This is a genomic window from Chromobacterium alticapitis (assembly GCF_002924365.1).
Classification (GTDB): Bacteria; Pseudomonadota; Gammaproteobacteria; order Burkholderiales; family Chromobacteriaceae; genus Chromobacterium; species Chromobacterium alticapitis.
Genome location: NZ_PQWB01000019.1, coordinates 1 through 17,530, shown reverse-complemented (window position 1 = coordinate 17,530; position 17,530 = coordinate 1). Strand labels below are relative to the sequence as shown.

The window sequence follows — 17,530 nt, the reverse complement described above, 5'->3', positions numbered from 1 at the left end:
CCATGAATAGAACAACAAGACCGCTGAAATTCTCCCTGGCCTCCGCCCTAGCCGCTTTGGCGCTGGCCGGCTGCGCCGCCGGCCCTGACTATGTCAGGCCCAAGCTGGACATCCCCGCCCAATTCAAGGAGGACGGCCGCTGGAAAACCGCCGAGCCGCAGGATGCCATGCCTCGCGGCGACTGGTGGAATGTTTACCAGGATGCCGGCCTGAACCGGCTGATGGACACGCTGAACCGGCAAAGCCCGACCATCGCCCAGGCCGAGGCGCAATACCGCGAGGCCCAGGCCCAGCTGCGCCAGGCCGAGGCCAGCCTATTCCCCTCGCTGTCCGCCACCGCCTCGCGCAGCCACGGCGTCGCCACGGCCGGCGCCGGCGCTTCCACCGCCTATAACCTGGGCTTGTCCGCCAACTGGGAAGTGGACCTGTGGGGCGCGGTGCGCCGCGCGGTGGAAGCCGGGGAAGCCAAGCAACAAGCCTCACAAGCCCAATTGGCGGCCATCCGGCTGAGCAGCCAAGCCCAGCTCGCCACCGCCTATCTGCAACTGACGGTGGCCGACGCGCAGCTGGCCAATTTGCGGCAGAGCGAGCAACTATTGGCGAACAGCCTGCAACTGACGCGCAATCAATACGCGGCAGGCATCGTCGGCGACGACGCGGTGGCCTCGGCGGAAAGCCAATGGAAAACCGCCCAGGCCGCCGTAGTGGACAAGCGGCTGACCCGCGCCCAGCTGGAGCACGCCATCGCCGCCCAATTGGGTCTGGCGCCGGCCGGCCTCACCCTGCCCGAAGCCGCCCAGCCGCCGCGTCTGCCGCAGATCCCGGCCGGCCTGCCGTCCACGCTGCTGGAACGCCGGCCTGACGTCGCCGCCGCAGAACGCAATATGGCCCTGGCCAACGCCGAAATCGGCATTGCCAAAACCGCCTACTTCCCCACCTTGACGCTGGGCGCCAGCGGCGGCTACCGTGGCTCCAGCTTCGCCGACTGGGTGAGCCTGCCCAACCGCATCTGGTCCATCGGCCCCTCGCTGGCGTTGACCCTGTTCGACGCCGGCCTGCACCGCGCCCAGACCGACCAGGCCATCGCCGCCTACGACGCCAGCGCGGCGAGCTATCGCCAGACCGTGCTGGCCGCGCTGCAGGGCGTGGAAGACAATCTGTCCGCGCAAAGCCTGCTGCATGAAGAGGCCGGGCTGCAAAGCGACGCGCTGGCCGCGGCCCGCCGCGCGGAGACCGTCTCGCTAAACCAGTACAAGGCGGGAACGGTGTCCTATCTGAACGTGCTGACCACCCAGAACGTCCGCATCAACTCGGAAAACACGCTGTGGAACGTGAAAAGCCGGCAATACACCGCCAGCGTGTCTCTTATCGCCGCGCTGGGCGGCAGCTGGCAGACGGCAGACGCTGCCACGGACATCGGGCACAAATAAGAAACAGGGCCTGGCGCCCTGTTTTCCGTGACCCGCAGCCGTTTACGGCTGGCTCAGTCCTTTCCTGACCGCCCCCCAGAACTTGGCATCCTCCATGCCCAGCGCGTACAAGGATGTGCCGCCCAGACCATAGGCATTGACCAGACTGGCCTTCAAGGCCACGCTGCGCGCGTTCTCGGTCCATACCGTGTGGCGGCTGCCGTCAGCCGCATCATAGCCGAAGGTCCATGAATCGCTCCCGGCATCGTATCGCGGCTGCGCGCCGGAGCGCGCGATCAAGGCCTGGGTGTCCTTCCAGTACAGCATGCCGCCGACGCCCTCGCCTTGCCAGTCATAGCCATAGGCCGGGATGCCGTTGAGGATCTTGGACGCCGGCACCAGCGACACTGCGTAATCCAGATCGTTCTCCATCCAGTCCGCGCCGGCCACCGGTCCCGGACTCCAGGCAGGTATCGCCTCGTCGTAAGTCATGATCTGTAGATAATCCGCGCTGGCGCCCAGCGCCTGCAGGTCATAACCGTAATTGCCCTCATGATCGAAATCGGCGCTGGAAAAGGCAGGCACGCTGACGATCAACTTCAAGCCCTGAGCGTGCAGCGCACGACCCAGCGTCTGCACAAAATTGCCGAAATTGTTGCGATCGCCCTGCGCCACGTTCTCGAAATCGACATTGATGCCGGCAAAGCGGTTCCGCTGCGCGAACTTCACCAGATTGGCCACGGCCGGCAGCAAAGTCGAGGTGGATACCGCGTGAGCGATGCCGGCGCTCCAGTTGCCCTTGCCATCCACATTGGACACACAGCCATAGGCCGCGATCCCCTTGCCGCGCAGGAAGGCGATGGCATCATCCGGCGCATCGTCGCCATTGCCCGTCACCACGCCCTGTGCTGTGATGTTGTAGAAGTCTATGGCGGCGGCGTTGAAATTAGCGGAATACTTGCTTAGCGCGGCGTAATTGCCGGGATAGCCCGAGTAGTAAGCGAGAACCATGGGCGCGGCCTGGACGGCGGCGGCCATCAGGCTGCAGATCAGCGCGGCGGCGATGCGTTTTTTCATTTCTCTTGTCCCGGTATTTGGCTGGCAAACCAGCCTAGGCTCCAATCCCAAACCGATTTAAAATCGGCTCGCCAATATTAAACCCATACCCGACAAAACAAATTACAAACCCATGACCTCCGAGCGGTAATAATGCTAGGCCCGCGGCGGAACCACCAGCCCGCGCACCACCGCCGGCCGCGCGACGAAGGCCTGCATGGCGCGCTGCACTTGCGGAAAGTCAGCGTAGCCCACCAGCTCTCCGGCGTTGTAATACTCCACCAGATTGCGCACCCAGGGCCAGATGGCGATATCGGCTATGGTGTATTCATTGCCCATGATCCATTGCCGGCCGGCCATCCTCCCCTCCAGCACGCCCAGCAGGCGGCGCGCCTCGGCGATGTAACGGTCTCGCGGCCGCTTGTCCTCATAATCCTTGCCGGCGAACTTGTGGAAGAAGCCCACCTGGCCGAACATCGGCCCTACGCCGCCCATCTGGAACATCAGCCACTGCAGGGTTTCGTAGCGCGCGGCCGGGTCCGCCGGCAGCAGCTTGCCGGTTTTCTCGGCCAGATAGATCAGGATGGCGCCGGACTCGAACAAGCCCAGCGGCTCGCCGTTCGGGCCGTTGGGATCCAGGATGGCCGGGATCTTGTTGTTCGGGTTCAGGGACAAAAACTCGGGCGACATTTGCTCGTTGCGCTCGAAGCTGACCGTATGCGCCTCGTACGGCAGGCCGGTCTCTTCCAGCATGATGGAAACCTTGACGCCGTTGGGCGTGGGCAGCGAATACAGCTGCAGCCGGTCCGGGTGCTGGGCCGGCCACTTGCCGGCGATGGCGAAGGCGGACAAATCAGCCATGGCGCGATGCTTTCATTGTGAATGATCCAGCCCTTACTATACTCCCCCGGCATATCCCTGTTCCATCCCCGCCGCAGGATGGCCCGCGCCGCGCCGCGGGTATATCATGTCGCTTTGCCCAACCGGCCGCGCTTTGCCGCGGCCGCGCACGAATACAGGAAGACTCCCTTGATCAACGTTACCCTTTCCCCATCCGTCACCGTAGGCAATGCAGTTCCGTTCACGCTGTTCGGCGGCATCAATGTGCTGGAATCGCGCGACCTGGCGCTGCGCGCCGCCGAGGAATACGTCCGCGTCACCCAGAAGCTGGGCATTCCCTACGTGTTCAAGGGCAGCTTCGACAAGGCCAACCGTTCGTCCATCCATTCCTACCGCGGCCCGGGCCTGGAGGAAGGCATGAAAATCCTGCAGGCGGTGAAAGATGCCTTCGGCGTGCCGGTGATCACCGACGTGCACGAGCCGTGGCAGGCCGCTCCGGTGGCGGAAGTGGCGGATGTGGTTCAGTTGCCCGCCTTCCTGGCCCGTCAGACCGACCTGGTGGAGGCGCTGGCCAAGACCGGCCGCGCCGTCAACATCAAGAAGCCGCAATTCATGAGCCCGGCGCAAATCCAGAACGTGGTGGAGAAGTTCGTCGAGGCCGGCAACGAGCAGCTGATCCTGTGCGATCGCGGCACCTGCCTGGGCTATGACAATCTGGTGGTGGACATGCTGGGCTTCGGCGTGATGAAGAAGGTCAGCGGCAACCGCCCAGTCATCTTCGACGTCACCCACGCGCTGCAACAGCGCGAATCCGGCGCCGCCGCCTCCGGCGGCCGCCGCTCCCAAGTGGTCGATCTGGCCCGCGCCGGCATGGCCATCGGCATTGCCGGCCTGTTCCTGGAAGCCCACCCGAACCCGGCCGAGGCCAAGTGCGACGGCCCCAGCGCGCTGCCGCTGGCGCAACTGGAGCCGTTCCTGGCTCAGATCAAAGCCATAGACGACCTGGTCAAATCCTTCCCGCCGCTGCAAATCGACTAAGCAAGGCTACAGCCGGACGCAGCGATACGCCTCGGTGCGGTAGGAAAAAGCCACCTCGCCCCTGCCTCGCAGCTCCGGATGAGTGGCGATCAGACGGCGCAGCGCTTCGGCGAAGCGCCGTTTTTCTTCGTCCGGCAGCGCGGCGATGAAGCTGACCGACAAGAAGCGGTCCACGATCACCCGCTCCGGCGGGCCGACATGGCAATGGCTCAAGGCAGTCAGCTCCGGCGCGCTGAAATGGCGGCTGGTTTCGAACGGCCGCCGCCAATCGCCGCTATGGAAGCGCGGCGTGTCGCCTTCATACGGCCGCATCAGTTCTGTGATGGCCGCCACCCAGTCGCAGGACTCGTCGCGCACATTCCACACCAGCCCCAGCCGGCCGCCGGGTTTCAGCACGCGGCGGATTTCGGCCAGCGCCGCCTCGCTAGAGAACCAGTGGAAGGCCTGGGCACACACCACCGCATCCACAGACGCATCCGGCAGCGGGATAAGTTCCGCCGTTCCGGCCAAGGCCCGGACTACAGGCAACTTGGCCTGCAATCGCGCCCTCATCTCGTCGACGGGCTCCACCGCCCATATCTTGCCGGCCACGGCCGCCAGCAGCGCAGTGAACTTGCCGGTGCCTGCGCCCAGATCCAGCGCGGCGGAGTCCGCCCCCAGGCCCAGCGCCCCGCTCAACCAATCCGCCAATTGCGGCGCATACTCCGGCCGCCCCCTGTCATAAGCGCCGGCCTCCTTGGAAAAACCCTGTCGCGCCTCTTCCCGTATCCCGTCCATGCCTCCCCCTTGGCTGATCATCCGCAATCGTACTAGCTAGTATTCTTCCGCATACCGCCCAAGCCACGCCGAGACTAAGCTGGAAATGGGCGGCAAACATCAGGAGCGGCCAGCGCACTGGCGGCGCTCCCTCATCTAGAGACCATCCATTCGATGGTTAGGCAATACCCTGGAAGCCGCCCTCAATCTTGCCAGCCGAACCCGCCATGCGCGGCGGGTCCGCAAGACGCGGCAAATCTCGGGAAATGAAAACGGCGGCCATTTGGCCGCCGTTTTTCACACTCGTTCCGTCGTTTTTTCCCGCAAGCCCAGCAAGTAAGGCTTCACCTTTGCCGCTGTCACCGTCTGCAGCTTGCACAGCAAGGCATGATCGATGTCCGGCAAGCGGTATTGGCCGGCTAGCGTGTCGCCCAGCAGCGTCAGCAGATTGGCAGCCATCTCGGCATCGGCCAGCGCGCGGTGGGCGCGGCCGGTGTCGGGCAGCTTGGCCCAACGCGTCAAGGTGCCCAGCTTGTGGTCCGGCGCCTGCGGCAGCAGCCGGCGAGACAACAGCAGCGTGCAGGCGAAACTCTGCCGCCGCGCCAGCCCCAGCAGCGCCAGTTCGTGATCCCAGAATTTCCGGTCGAAACTGGCGTTGTGCGCGGCAAGCGGCGTGTCGCCGACGAAGCGGGCCGCTTCGGCCATCACTTCGCCCGCCGACGGCGCGGCTTGCAACATCGCGTTGCTGATGCCGGTCAGCCGCTCTATCATCGGCGGCACCCACACGCCTGCGTTCATCAGGCTCTGGAAGCGGTCCACCACACGGCCGTCCTCCACCATCGCCACGCCTATCTCGGTGGCGCGGCAGTCGCGGCCCGGCGTGATGCCATTGGTTTCGAAGTCGATGACCGCGACTCGCTGCCTCATGCCAGCGCCGCCTTGGCCGCCTCTTCCGGCGTCAGGCCATCAAAAAATTGGTCGGTATACCATTCGGCCTGCTCTTCAATGTGCTCCTGCGCCTCGGCCTCGGTAGCGCCGGCCGCTACCAGATGGGTCTCCACCTCCGCGCACCAGGCCAGCAAGGCCAGCGTTTCCTCATCCAGTTTTTCTTGCGGCTTCTTCGACATCGGGATTTCCTTGCGATTCAATACATTATCGAGCCGGGCATTGTACCCGGCTTTGCGCGGCGCGCAAGCGCGGGCTAATCGTCCACTCGGCCGCGTAGGGTTTTGATGGCCGAGCGCTGCGACTTACCGGCCAGCCGCCTTTGTTGCGAGCCGTAAGTCGGCTTGGTGGCGCGGCGGGCTTTGGGCGTATGGCTGGCACCATCGATCAAGGCCTGCAACCGCAGCAGCGCATCGGCTCGATTCTGCTCCTGGGTGCGGTATTGCTGCGCCTTGATGATGATCACGCCGTCCTTGCTGAGGCGCTGGTCATTCAAGCCCAGCAGCCTCTCGCGCAGCCAATCCGGCAACGACGAGGCGGCGATGTCGAAGCGCAAGTGGATGGCGGACGAGACCTTGTTGACGTTCTGGCCGCCCGCGCCCTGGGCGCGCATCGCGGTGATCGTCACCTCATCCTCTTTGAGGGGATAGCGGGAAACGGACATGAGGGAAAAACGGTTTCTTAAAAACCTATTATAAGCCGCGCGGCGCCCTGCGGTCCGCGCGGCTTGTAGCTTAGGCGCCCAAACGAATGCCGCCGTCGCAGATCAGCACCTGACCGGTCATGAAGCTGTTGCCGATCAAAAACGCCACCGCGTCGGCGATGTCCTCAGCCTTGCCGACGCGGCCGACCGGCGTGGCGGCGACAAAACCGGCGAACAACGCCGCCCGGGCCTCAGCCGGCAGGAAATCCCACCAGCGGGTATCCACCACGCCCGGCGACACCGCATTGACCCGCAGCGGGCGCAATTCCGACGCCAGCACCGGCGCCAGCGCGGCGACGGCGGCGTTGGCCGCTGCCAGCCCGGCGGTGCCGCGCAGCGCGGCCTGCGCAGACACCGCGGACAAAAAGGTGATGCTGCCGTTTTTAGCCAAATGCGGCAGCGCCGCCTGGGCGCAAGCGAAGTGCGGGTAAACCTTCTCCTCCACGCCCTGCCTCACTTGCTCCAGGCTAGTCTCGGCGAACATTCCCCCGCCTTTATTGCTGCCCAAGGCCAGCACCAGGTGATCGATGGGGCCGCAGCGGCGGAAAGCCTCCGGCAAGGCCTGGATGTCGGCCGCATCCATGGCCAGCGCGGCGACCGGGCCCTCCAGCCCAGCCTTCGCCGCCTCTAGCCGCCTGGCGTCTCGCCCGGCGATGGTGACGCGGTAGTCCTTGCTCAGCAGCAGCCTGGCGCTGGCCAGCCCCATGCCGGCCGAACCGCCTATGATCAGAACATGTTTCGTCATGACGCTCTCCTTGAGGGCGGACCGGGACGACGACTGTCCTCCCGAGGTCTCGCGCTCATCATCGGCCAGACAAAACATGACAAACAGTTGCAGGATTATCCTGGTATCGTGGCTACCATGAACCGCACCGACCATTCCGAAACCATACGCCTGGCCGAACTCGGCGCCTTCCTGCGCTCGCGCCGCGAAAGCCTGAACCCATCCATGGTGGGGCTGCCGTCCGGCATGCGCCGCCGCACGCCAGGGCTGCGCCGCGAAGAGGTGGCCATGCTGGCCGACATCGGCACCGCCTGGTACACCTGGCTGGAGCAGGGCCGCGACGTCCAGGCCTCGCCTGGCGTGCTGGCGTCGCTGGCCGGCGCGCTGCGGCTGAGCGAAGCCGAACGCCGCCACCTGTTCGCCCTGGCCGGCCGCCCGGCGCCTGACGCCGCCGCGCCAGGCAATCACATCGAGCCCTCGCTGCTGCGCATGCTGGACAATCTGCGCGATCAGCCGGCCTACATCACCGGCCTGCGTTGGGACATCCTGGCCTGGAACCGCGCTGCCGCGGCGCTGTTCGGCGATTACCGCCGGCTGCCGCCGGAAGAACGCAATCTGCTGCGCATGGTATTCGCCAACCCGGCTCACCGCGCGCTGTTGGCGGAATGGGACAGTCTGGCGCGCGCGGCGCTGGCGATGTTCCGAGCAGATTACGGCCGCCACGCCGGCGATCCGGCTTTCGAACGACTGGTGGACGCGCTGAATCGCGACAGCGGCGAGTTCCGCGCCTGGTGGCCCCGGCGCGAGGTGCAGGAGCCCTTGTCCGGCATCAAGCTGCTGAATCATCCTCAACAGGGGCGGATGAGCTTCGAATACAGCAGCTTCGCCTTGCAGGACGGCTCCGAAAGGCGGCTCACCCTCTTCACCCCGCTGCCGGACGACGACAGCGCGGCCAAGCTGGCGGCGCTGCTGGCTGATTGAAATAAAAAAAACCGCCGCGCCGGTTGGCGGGCGGGCTTATCCCACCACTGAAATCAAGACTTCAGGTTTTTGACTAAACCATCGCACACCGGTTTCTGCGCATCGGCGGCCGGCAGCTTCTCGCACACGCTGCTCAACTGGCCAGCCAAGCGGCCGATCGCCTCCTGGTGCGCGCCCTCCTTGTTCCAGTCGCGCAGGCGCTTGGCCACCCGTTCCAGCGAGCGGCGGCTGCGCTCGTAGAACGCGCTGTCGGACTTGGCCGCGTCGGCGAACACCGCGCTGGCCGCGGCTTCCACGCGCGCCGCGTCCTGCGGCGCCAGCTCCACCGCGCCGCCCACGTAGCTGGCGCCCCATTGCAGCCGCGTCGCCTGGCCCTCGGCCGCCTGGTAAGCCTTTTGATACCAATCCAGCGCCGCGGCCTTGTCGCCGCGCTCCTTGGCGTTGGAGGCCAGGATCAGCATGTGGTAGTACGGCGCGTGCGAGGTTTTCAATTCGCCCAGCAGCAGCTTGTCCGATTCGTCCAGCAAGCCTGCATCGGCCAACAGCTCGCCTGCGGCGGTGATCACCGCCTGCCGCTGGTAGGGGTTGACGCTGGCCTGGTCTGCCGCTGTCGCCTTGGATTTCACCTCGGCCAGCAAGGAGGCCGGCAGCGCTTGTTTGGGGTGGCGCACCTTATAGATGCCCAGTTCGGCCGACACCGCGCCCAGGCGATCGCCCCAAGCCAGCGTGTCGTCATTGGATAAGCGAGCCAACTGCGCGTCAAAGCCGGCCGACAGGCCATCGGCGTCGCCCAACAGCTTCAGGATATCGCCGGCGGCGTAGATCAAGATGTCGGCGTTGGCGCGGCCGAGCTTGTCATCCGTCAGCACCTTCAGCAAGCGCGCCCGCGCCTCGGCCTTGTCGAATGCCGGCGGCTGCTTGTCGCCGGCCAGGGCGGCCAGCGCCTTCAACTGCAGCCGGGTGGCTGTGGCCGCCTGATCCGCCGGCACCCGCTGAGCCAACTGCGCCAACGTCACAGTGACGTCGGACTCAGCGATGATCTGGCCCTGGTCCACATCCCAGGCGTAGTCGGCCAGCAACTGCCAGTCGTCAGCCGCCAGCGGCTTGCCGGCCAGCGCGTCGGCCAGCAGGGTTTTCACCGGTTTGACCGTCACCAGGCCCAGCTGCAGCGTGCGCAAGTAGCGCTGCGGGTCCACCTCGCCCGGCAGGCGGGTGATTTCCGTGCCGTCCGGACGGAACAGTATCATGGTCGGATAGCCTCGGACTTTGAACTTCTCGCCCAGTTGCTGGGCGTTATCGCTGTCTCCGTCCAGGTACACCGGCACGAACTGGCGCGCGGCGGCGATGAAGTCCGGCCGATTGAAAATGGTGGACTTCACCTGATTGCACGGCGGGCACCACACCGCGCCCCAGTACAGGAACACCGGCTTGTTTTCGCTGCGCGCCTTGGCGAACGCGGCGGGCACATCGCCCTGTTGCCAGGCGATGCCGGGCGGCAGCGCATGGCCCGCGCTCACTTCAGCGTGGGCGAGCGGCATCAGGCCGGCCAGCGCCAGGCTCCATACCAGCAGGGTTCGCTTCATGTCTTGGCCTCTTGTTGTGCGAATGGCGATCCGGCCATGCTACACCCAATATTCCCAAGGCATAAATACGTTCCTGAGATTTGCTTAGCATCCGCCCTGGCGAGCGGCGCTTCGCCGCCAAATTCGGCCAGCCGCTGCGCGCCGCATGTTGCGCTATCTGAACGCGATGGGGCTGATGATGCAGGGCCGCACCCGCTCGCTGGCCGATCTGCGCTGGCCTGCGGCTATTTCGACCAGGCCCACTTGGCTCGGGACTTCAAGCGATTGTCGGGCTTCAGCCCGCGCGGCTTCGCTCAGGGCGCGCATGTCGAAAACCGCGACGAACTCAACCGGATGCGCTACGACCAGCGCGAACGCGGCGCGGTGCTGGGGCGATCAATGCCGAGACGCCGTTGGTTTCCGTTGCGGAACCCGCCGATGTCGCATCGGTACAAGACGCCGACTGAAGAAAGCCGCAGCATGGACCATCTGCCAAACGGAGAAGACCCATGGATCATCCCTCGCTCGAAAAAGACGGCTTTCTGCTCTCCACCATAGACGGCCTGTTCGGCCGCGCCCAGGAGGGCAGTCTGTGGTATCTGTCATTCGGCCTGGCCTGCTGCGCGGTGGAAATGATGCACGCGGCGGCCTCGCGCTACGATATGGAGCGCTTCGGCTGGATGCCGCGCGCCTCGCCGCGACAGGCGGACCTGATGATCGTGGCCGGCACGCTGACCAACAAAATGGCGCCGGCCATGCGCAAGATATACGACCAGATGACCGAGCCGCGCTACGTGCTGTCCATGGGCTCCTGCGCCAACGGCGGCGGCTATTACCATTACAGCTACTCGGTGGTGCGCGGCTGCGACCGCATCGTGCCGGTGGACGTTTACGTGCCCGGCTGCCCGCCCAGCGCGGAAGCGCTGCTGTATGGGCTGATGCAGTTGCAGGCCAAGGTACGCCGCAACGACACCGCCAGCCGGCGCGATCTGCTGGATCGCTCGACAAGCAGGCAGCCCAGCTGAATCAGTCCTCGCGCAACTCGAAGTCATGCGTGATGTCGGCAGTCTTGCCCAGCATGATGGAGGCGGAACAATATTTCTCCGCAGACAGCTTGATCGCCCGCTCCACCGCGTCCGGCTTCAGTCCGCGCCCCGTCACCACGAAATGGAAATGGATGCGGGTGAATACCTTGGGATCGATGTCGGCGCGGTCCGCCTCCATCTCCACCCAACAGTCGCGCACGTCCTGGCGGGACTTCTTCAGGATGGAGAGCACGTCATAGCTGGTGCAGCCGGCAGTGCCCAGCAGCACCAGTTCCATCGGCCGCGGCCCCAGGTTGCGGCCGCCGCCTTCCGGCGCGCCGTCCATCACCACCGCGTGGCCGCTGCCGGTTTCTCCCATAAAACACACGCCATCCACCCATTTCAGCCTCGCTTGCATCGTTCCAGCCCTTTTTTGATCGAAAATGATCATCAGACTAACATTGTCGATTGGGCGGACAAAGATTCACCGGTAGAATAGAAAGATTGTCCCGTTATATCCGAGCTGCACCCATGCTGGTATTAGGCATTGAATCTTCCTGCGACGAAACCGGCGTCGCGCTGTACGACACCGAACAAGGCCTGTTGGCCCATCAGTTGCACACCCAAATGGCGATGCACGCCGAGTACGGCGGCGTAGTGCCCGAGCTGGCCAGCCGCGACCACATCCGCCGCGCCATTCCGCTGACCGAAGCTTGCCTGGCCGAGGCCGGCAAAACGCTGGCCGACCTCCACGCCATCGCCTACACCCAAGGCCCCGGCCTGGGCGGCGCCCTGATGGTGGGCGCCAGCATGGCCAACGCGCTGGCCTTCGGCCTGAACCTCCCGGTCATCCCGGTGCATCACCTGGAAGGCCACCTGCTGTCGCCGCTGCTGGCTGACCCCAAGCCCGAGTTCCCCTTCCTGGCGTTGCTGGTTTCCGGCGGCCACAGCCAGTTGATGGCGGTGCGCGGCGTAGGCGATTACGAAATCCTGGGCGAAACGGTGGACGACGCCGCCGGCGAAGCCTTCGACAAAACCGCCAAACTGCTGGGCCTGCCCTACCCCGGCGGCCCGCTGCTATCCAAGCTGGCTGAATCCGGCAACCCGGACCGCTTCACCTTGCCGCGGCCCATGCTGCATTCCGGCAATCTGGACATGAGCTTCTCCGGCCTGAAAACCGCGGTGCTGACCCTGGTGCGCCAGGTGGAGGAAGCGCACGGCGAGATAGACGAGCAAACGCGCATGGACATCTGCCGCGCCTTCCAGGAGGCCATCGTCGAGGTGCTGATGAAGAAATCCCTGGCCGCGATGAAACAGACCGGCATGAAACGACTGGTGGTGGCCGGCGGCGTCGGCGCCAACAAGCAGCTGCGCGCCGCGCTGGACGAAGCCGCCGCCCGCAAGCGTTTCGAGGTGTTCTACCCGCCCTTGGCGCTGTGCACCGACAACGGCGCGATGATCGCCTTCGCCGGCGCCATGCGCCTCAAATTCGCCGAGCCGGCCGGCGGCTTCACCATCAAGCCGCGCTGGGACTTGTCCAGCCTGCCGGCGGTATAAACCGAACCCACATGCCGTCCGCCTGCGCGGACGGCCAGAAGAACATGATCCAACTGAAAAACCTCAGCCTGCGCCGCGGCCTGAAAGAACTGCTGATCGGCGCCAACCTGACGCTGAACCCAGGCTACAAGGCAGGCCTGACCGGCGCTAACGGCGTAGGCAAATCCAGCTTGTTCGCCATGCTACTGGGCGAATTGCATGCCGACGGCGGCGACGCGCTGATCCCGCCCAACTGGACCCTGGCCCACGTGGCGCAGGAAACCCCAGCGCTGGAGCGCAGCGCGCTAGACTACGTGCTGGACGGCGACAAGGAACTGCGTTCGCTGGAAGCCAAGCTGGCCGAAGCGGAAGACAAGCACGACGGCAACGCCATCGGCCATCTGCACGGCGAGCTGGCCCATATCGACGCCTACTCCGCCCCGTCCCGCGCCGGCAAGCTGCTGACCGGCCTGGGCTTCGACGAGGCCGGCCAGCAGCGCCCGGTGGCCAGCTTCTCCGGCGGCTGGCGCATGCGGCTGAACCTGGCGCAGGCGCTGATGTGCCGCTCCGACCTGCTGCTGCTGGACGAGCCGACCAACCACCTGGACCTGGAAACGGTGCTGTGGCTGGAAGACTGGCTGAAGAACTACCCTGGCACCCTGCTGATGATCTCGCACGACCGCGACTTCCTCGACAGCATCTGCAGCCACATCGTCGAAGTGGCCAACCAGAGCCTGACGCTGTACACCGGCAATTACAGCCAGTACGAAACCATGCGCGCCGAAAAGCTGGCGCGCCAGCAGGGCGAGTACGAAAAGCAGCAGCGCCAGATCGCCCACCTGGAATCGTTCATCAACCGCTTCAAGGCCAAGGCCAGCAAGGCCACCCAGGCGCAAAGCCGGATCAAGGCGCTGGAAAAGCTGGAGCGCATCGCTCCGGCGCACGTGTCCTCGCCGTTCGACTTCCATTTCGACAGCCCGGACAACTTGCCCAACCCGCTCTTGAAGCTGGACAAGGCCGACGCCGGCTACGGCGACAAAATCATTCTGTCCCAAATCAGCCTGTCGGTGGAATCGGGCGCGCGCATCGGCCTGTTGGGCGTCAACGGCGCCGGCAAATCCACGCTAGTGAAGCTGCTGTCCGGCGACCTGGACCCGCTGTCCGGCGAACGCGTCAACGCGCAAACGCTCAAGATAGGCTACTTCGCCCAGCACACGCTGGAAACGCTGCGGCCGGACGAATCGCCGCTGCTGCATATGCAGCGCCTGGCCCCGGCCGCGCGCGAACTGGAACTGCGCAGTTTCCTCGGCGGCTTCAACTTCCGCGGCGATGCCGCCACCGACCCGGTCGGCCCGATGTCCGGCGGCGAGAAGGCGCGGCTGGCGCTGGCCATGATCGTGTGGCAGAAGCCCAATCTGCTGCTGCTGGACGAACCGACCAACCACTTGGACCTGGAGATGCGCCACGCGCTGACGCTGGCGCTGCAGGACTTCACCGGCGCGCTGATCGTGGTGTCGCACGACCGCAGCCTGCTGGAGTCCACCACCGACGTGTTCTGGCTGGTCAGCGGCGGCAAGGTGCAAGCGTTCGACGGCGATCTGGAAGACTACCGCCAATGGCGCATCGCCCAACTGGCGGAGGGCAATAAGCTATCCGACGGCGACGCCCAAGGCGTCAACCGCAAGGAGCAGAAGCGCCAGGAAGCCGAGGCGCGCCAGCAGTTGGCCAAGCAGCGCAAGCCGCTGCAGAACCGCCTGAACAAACTGGAACAGGAGATGAACAAGCTGAGCGAGGAGAAAACCCAGCTGGAAGCCTTCCTGTCGTCCAGCGAAGCCTACGACGACGCCAACCGCCAAAAAATGGCCGACAGCGTGAAGCGCCAGGGCGAGGTGGCCAGCCGGCTGGAAACCGTAGAAGAAGAATGGATGGAAGTGCAGGAGCAGCTGGAAGCGCTGGAAATCTAAGCGCCACCCTGCCGCAAACCAGCCATGCGAAACGCCGCTCAGAACGAGCGGCGTTTTCGTTTTCGAACACAATCCACATCAAGATAGAACAAGGCTGTGGAAAAGTCCGGGACAAGTGCAAATTTCCCTTTACCCTGAGCGACTTAGCCCTCCAGCTTATTTTTTAATCAGAAAAGGAACTTTCCCACACCACCCCGGAACAAGCCTGGTGACAGATTGTGGATAAACGCGCCAAGCTCATGAGCGGAAAAGAAAAAACTCGCCTGATCATTTTTTAATCAGCTTTTATCGCTATCGGCGCCCAGCATCGTCCGCCCGAGTGGCTGCCAAGGCTCGTTGCCATACTGGCGGATCATGCTGACCGAGAGAAATGTGATAGCAACGCGCCGCGGCAGGCCCGGCGTCTCCAGCAATAGATTGCCGGCCGCTCGCGGATTGCGCGGATGCGCCAGGGTCAGATGAGGAACATGCCCGCGCGCGGCGCGGCCCAGCGCCTCACGGCGCATGGCTTGGAAGTCCGCCTCGCCGCCGACGCAGGGCAATAAAATGCCGTGCCCCTGAAAGCGCTCAGCTGGACCGAACGCCAGCCGCAAGGGGCCGATCTCACGCACGCGCTCGAACAGACTGGCCATGTCCAAGCCAGCGATTTCATCCTCGCGGCACAGCGTGACATGCGCCGCGATGAGTCCGGCCTGCACTGGATCCAGCTTTCGTCGCACGGCCTCCAGTTGCTCCGCCTGGGCGCTCGGCACAAACAGGGTCAGCTGATCGCGCTGCCTGGCGGTCTCAACCATGGGCCGCGCAATTGCACAGTTCGAACTCGTTGCCGCCCGGCGAAGCCAGCACAATGGAGTTCATTTGCGGATTAGCCAGGCCATCCAGCACCACCGTCGCGCCGGCCTCCTTGGCGCGGCTCACGGCAGCCGCCAATCGCTCCGGCTCCAGCTCGAACACCGGCACGCCGGCGCAGCCTTGCAGTTCCTCGCCAAAATCATTGAGCAACATGCCCAGCCGCGTTTCGCCAATTAAAAACTCGGACCAATGGCTGCCGCGCTTAGCCGGTTCCTGCTGCAGAAACGCCTGCCAGAACGCCAACTCGGCCTCCATATCGGCCACCTTGAAATACATGCTGCGGATGCGCATCGCCACTCTCCTCGTCTGTCAAGCACCAGTCCGCATCATGCCACAAACATATTCATCAAGGCAGCAAGGTCCGCGCCGGCTGAGACCAGAAAGCCGCATCCTGCGCATAGTCTTGCGCAACCGGCGCGGCGCCCGGATTGGCCAGCACCAAATGCAGCCTGGGCGCTGCCCCGGCCGGCAGGGCCATCTGCCAGCCGGCCGGGGTGTGTTCGCGGCCGTCGCGCCACAGACTGTTGTCCGGACCATCGTGGCGATCCTGGCTCATCTGCTCGAACTCGGCCAAGCCGTGAGCCGGCTACCGCACGAGTAAGGACTGGATGCGCGCAAGCCGGCGCCGCTTTGACGGCTGCGCCGAGATCGGCTCCAAGGGTCGTTACTATCGCGGCCTGGCCGCCGCGCTTGATATCCGCGGCCCCTGCTTTTTCATCGATGAACGCGCGCCAAGCTTCTCCCCGGCCGATATTCTGGAGCGCGGACAAGTGCGTCCGCTGACGCGGCACCTGCCGCTGAACGACTACGCCCCATCCCCGCGGATGTCATCGCCGACGCCTCGCTGGACTTGCTGGTTTGCGATGTCGGCCGGCATCACATGACGCCGCACACCTTGACGGGCTTCTTGGCATCGGCGGCTCGCGCGCTACGGCCCGAGGGGCTGTTCATCGTGCGCGACCAGGATGTGCGCGATGAAAACATGCGCGCCCTGGTCTCGCTGGCGCACACCGTCTTCAATGCCGGCCTGGGGGAAAGCTGGGAAAGCAACCAGCGCGAATTGCGACACTTCGCGGCCATAGAACACTGGTCGAGCAGCTTAGACAGGGCGGGCTTCGACGACAGCGGACACTGGCTGCTGCAATTCAACGACCCGACGGCCAACACCCTGCTGTGCTTCGTCCGTCGAGCGGCGGATGCTTGCTCGAGGAGCGCGCCATGATGCCGGCCGTTCAATGGCTGAAGCGCGCCGCCTGCGCGTTGACCATTGCCGGCGCGGCCGCCGCGCCGGCGGAATACAGCAGGCCGCCGGAGCAGACCTTCCTGACGTTTCCCGAATGGTATCTGGTGCACAGCCCCGCCGAATACGCCGCCTATCTGGGCAGCGGCGCCGCGCCCAGCGGCTTTCCGCTCTTCGCGCGCATCGGCCAGTTCTGGCAAGGCTATGCCGCCATGAGCCGCGAGACGGCGCCCTACCCGTTCAACGGCGGCTATCACCTGATGATCATGGTCATCGGCAGCAGCACCACAGTCGAATACGGCATCAAGGGGCTGTACGAGCAAATCATAGGCCGGCTGGCGGAGGCCGTTCGAGGCCCCGGCCCCATGCTGCCCGAGGAGCGCTTCGCCGCGCGCTACGCCCAAGACTACGTCGACTTCATCCGCGTCTATCCCTGGTATCAGTTCGACTTTTTCGCCAGATTAAACCAGCTATGGCAAGCCCTCCCTGCCCTGGCGCGGCGATAACCTACCGCGCCGCTGGGAGCGGCGCTATCTGCTGAGCACGGAACTGCTGGCCAAAGGGATTTACGGCCAGTTGATCAAATGGGCCACCCGCTCGATCTACGAAGAAGCCAAGCCACAGACCGACGTCATACTGCGCCGCACCCCGCCGGTTGCGGCTGGCCACCCCGATTATCAGATTTTGCGGATAGGACAGGAAGGGGAAACGCTGGCCCTGCTGCCTCGCTATCAGGCATTTCAGGACTACAGCCTGTGGTTGGCTCTCAACGGCGCCGACTTCCAGGAAATCGCCGGCAACCGCGGAGAGATTGCGCTTAGCCTGCAGGCGCCGGCGGCCTGGCGCGCGCCGGGCGGGTCGCGCCTGCGGCTGGAACAAGCCATTCTGACCCAGCCGGG

Annotated in this window: 22 protein-coding genes; 10 read left to right on the top strand and 12 right to left on the bottom strand. The window is 64.9% G+C overall.

The features are described from left to right. Positions 1-2 precede the first annotated feature (2 nt). Positions 3-1,430 carry an efflux transporter outer membrane subunit gene (locus C2I19_RS05895; RefSeq protein WP_103901790.1) on the top strand — a complete coding sequence of 476 codons (1,428 nt, stop codon included), beginning with the start codon at positions 3-5 and terminating at the stop codon, positions 1,428-1,430. A 42-nt stretch (positions 1,431-1,472) separates the two neighbouring features. Here C2I19_RS05895 and C2I19_RS05890 read toward each other — a convergent pair whose 3' ends face one another. After that, positions 1,473-2,486, bottom strand: coding sequence for a glycosyl hydrolase family 18 protein (locus tag C2I19_RS05890; RefSeq protein ID WP_233201115.1), 1,014 nt, complete (start codon positions 2,484-2,486; stop codon positions 1,473-1,475). Between the two features lie 135 nt (positions 2,487-2,621). Continuing rightward, on the bottom strand, positions 2,622-3,326 hold the full coding sequence (locus C2I19_RS05885) for a glutathione S-transferase N-terminal domain-containing protein (protein ID WP_103901789.1): 705 nt from the start codon (positions 3,324-3,326) through the stop codon (positions 2,622-2,624). A gap of 168 nt (positions 3,327-3,494) precedes the next feature. Between C2I19_RS05885 and kdsA the strand changes: the two genes are divergently transcribed. Further along, entirely contained in the window at positions 3,495-4,343 is an 849-nt protein-coding gene (kdsA, locus tag C2I19_RS05880) for a 3-deoxy-8-phosphooctulonate synthase (protein WP_103901828.1), read from the top strand. Positions 4,344-4,349: 6 nt separating this feature from the next. Here kdsA and C2I19_RS05875 read toward each other — a convergent pair whose 3' ends face one another. The 5 genes from C2I19_RS05875 to C2I19_RS05855 form a co-directional block, all read right to left on the bottom strand. Next, the gene (locus C2I19_RS05875; RefSeq protein WP_103901788.1) at positions 4,350-5,120 is read right to left on the bottom strand and encodes a methyltransferase domain-containing protein; all 771 of its coding nucleotides are present in this window, start codon (positions 5,118-5,120) and stop codon (positions 4,350-4,352) included. Between the two features lie 276 nt (positions 5,121-5,396). Beyond that, positions 5,397-6,026, bottom strand: coding sequence for a 3'-5' exonuclease (locus tag C2I19_RS05870; RefSeq protein ID WP_103901787.1), 630 nt, complete (start codon positions 6,024-6,026; stop codon positions 5,397-5,399). Beyond that, positions 6,023-6,226, bottom strand: coding sequence for a hypothetical protein (locus tag C2I19_RS05865; protein WP_021476013.1), 204 nt, complete (start codon positions 6,224-6,226; stop codon positions 6,023-6,025). The genes C2I19_RS05870 and C2I19_RS05865 overlap by 4 nt, the downstream gene beginning before the upstream one ends. 74 nt (positions 6,227-6,300) lie before the next feature. Then, positions 6,301-6,708 (bottom strand): alternative ribosome rescue aminoacyl-tRNA hydrolase ArfB, encoded by a 408-nt coding sequence (arfB, locus tag C2I19_RS05860; RefSeq protein WP_103901786.1) that lies wholly within the window; start codon positions 6,706-6,708, stop codon positions 6,301-6,303. A gap of 70 nt (positions 6,709-6,778) precedes the next feature. Then, entirely contained in the window at positions 6,779-7,492 is a 714-nt protein-coding gene (locus C2I19_RS05855) for an SDR family oxidoreductase (protein WP_103901785.1), read from the bottom strand. A gap of 117 nt (positions 7,493-7,609) precedes the next feature. Here C2I19_RS05855 and C2I19_RS05850 point away from each other — a divergent pair, with 117 nt between their 5' ends. Beyond that, complete coding sequence (locus C2I19_RS05850) at positions 7,610-8,452, top strand: helix-turn-helix transcriptional regulator (RefSeq protein WP_103901784.1); 843 nt, start codon at positions 7,610-7,612, stop codon at positions 8,450-8,452. Positions 8,453-8,505: 53 nt separating this feature from the next. On the opposite strand, the gene C2I19_RS05845 is transcribed toward C2I19_RS05850, so the two are convergent. Continuing rightward, entirely contained in the window at positions 8,506-10,035 is a 1,530-nt protein-coding gene (locus tag C2I19_RS05845; protein ID WP_103901783.1) for a thioredoxin family protein, read from the bottom strand. 488 nt (positions 10,036-10,523) lie between these two features. Between C2I19_RS05845 and C2I19_RS05840 the strand changes: the two genes are divergently transcribed. After that, positions 10,524-11,039 (top strand): NuoB/complex I 20 kDa subunit family protein, encoded by a 516-nt coding sequence (locus C2I19_RS05840; RefSeq protein WP_103901782.1) that lies wholly within the window; start codon positions 10,524-10,526, stop codon positions 11,037-11,039. Position 11,040: 1 nt separating this feature from the next. Here C2I19_RS05840 and C2I19_RS05835 read toward each other — a convergent pair whose 3' ends face one another. Then, positions 11,041-11,457, bottom strand: a complete 417-nt coding sequence (locus C2I19_RS05835; protein WP_103901781.1) for an OsmC family protein — start codon at positions 11,455-11,457, stop codon at positions 11,041-11,043. Between the two features lie 113 nt (positions 11,458-11,570). Between C2I19_RS05835 and tsaD the strand changes: the two genes are divergently transcribed. Beyond that, positions 11,571-12,596: a tRNA (adenosine(37)-N6)-threonylcarbamoyltransferase complex transferase subunit TsaD gene (gene tsaD / locus C2I19_RS05830; protein ID WP_103901780.1), complete on the top strand. Its 1,026-nt coding sequence runs from the start codon at positions 11,571-11,573 to the stop codon at positions 12,594-12,596. Positions 12,597-12,640: 44 nt separating this feature from the next. Then, positions 12,641-14,539 (top strand): ATP-binding cassette domain-containing protein, encoded by a 1,899-nt coding sequence (locus C2I19_RS05825; protein WP_103901827.1) that lies wholly within the window; start codon positions 12,641-12,643, stop codon positions 14,537-14,539. A gap of 278 nt (positions 14,540-14,817) precedes the next feature. Here C2I19_RS05825 and C2I19_RS05820 read toward each other — a convergent pair whose 3' ends face one another. The 3 genes from C2I19_RS05820 to C2I19_RS05810 are packed head-to-tail and all read right to left on the bottom strand — an operon-like array spanning position 14,818 to position 15,947. Continuing rightward, positions 14,818-15,333, bottom strand: a complete 516-nt coding sequence (locus C2I19_RS05820) for a 2'-5' RNA ligase family protein (RefSeq protein ID WP_103901779.1) — start codon at positions 15,331-15,333, stop codon at positions 14,818-14,820. Then, positions 15,326-15,682 (bottom strand): VOC family protein, encoded by a 357-nt coding sequence (locus C2I19_RS05815; RefSeq protein ID WP_103901778.1) that lies wholly within the window; start codon positions 15,680-15,682, stop codon positions 15,326-15,328. The genes C2I19_RS05820 and C2I19_RS05815 overlap by 8 nt, the downstream gene beginning before the upstream one ends. A gap of 55 nt (positions 15,683-15,737) precedes the next feature. Beyond that, positions 15,738-15,947, bottom strand: a complete 210-nt coding sequence (locus C2I19_RS05810) for a hypothetical protein (RefSeq protein ID WP_146056749.1) — start codon at positions 15,945-15,947, stop codon at positions 15,738-15,740. 52 nt (positions 15,948-15,999) lie between these two features. Between C2I19_RS05810 and C2I19_RS05805 the strand changes: the two genes are divergently transcribed. From C2I19_RS05805 to C2I19_RS05790, 4 genes are all read left to right on the top strand, one after another. Beyond that, positions 16,000-16,275, top strand: a complete 276-nt coding sequence (locus tag C2I19_RS05805) for a hypothetical protein (protein WP_103901776.1) — start codon at positions 16,000-16,002, stop codon at positions 16,273-16,275. After that, complete coding sequence (locus C2I19_RS05800) at positions 16,272-16,613, top strand: hypothetical protein (RefSeq protein WP_103901775.1); 342 nt, start codon at positions 16,272-16,274, stop codon at positions 16,611-16,613. The genes C2I19_RS05805 and C2I19_RS05800 overlap by 4 nt, the downstream gene beginning before the upstream one ends. Then, entirely contained in the window at positions 16,610-17,137 is a 528-nt protein-coding gene (locus tag C2I19_RS05795) for a hypothetical protein (RefSeq protein WP_103901774.1), read from the top strand. Before C2I19_RS05800 ends, C2I19_RS05795 begins: the two co-directional genes overlap by 4 nt. Before the next feature lie 70 nt (positions 17,138-17,207). Continuing rightward, a partial coding sequence (locus C2I19_RS05790; protein WP_146056748.1) for a hypothetical protein occupies positions 17,208-17,530 on the top strand: 323 nt, incomplete at its 3' end.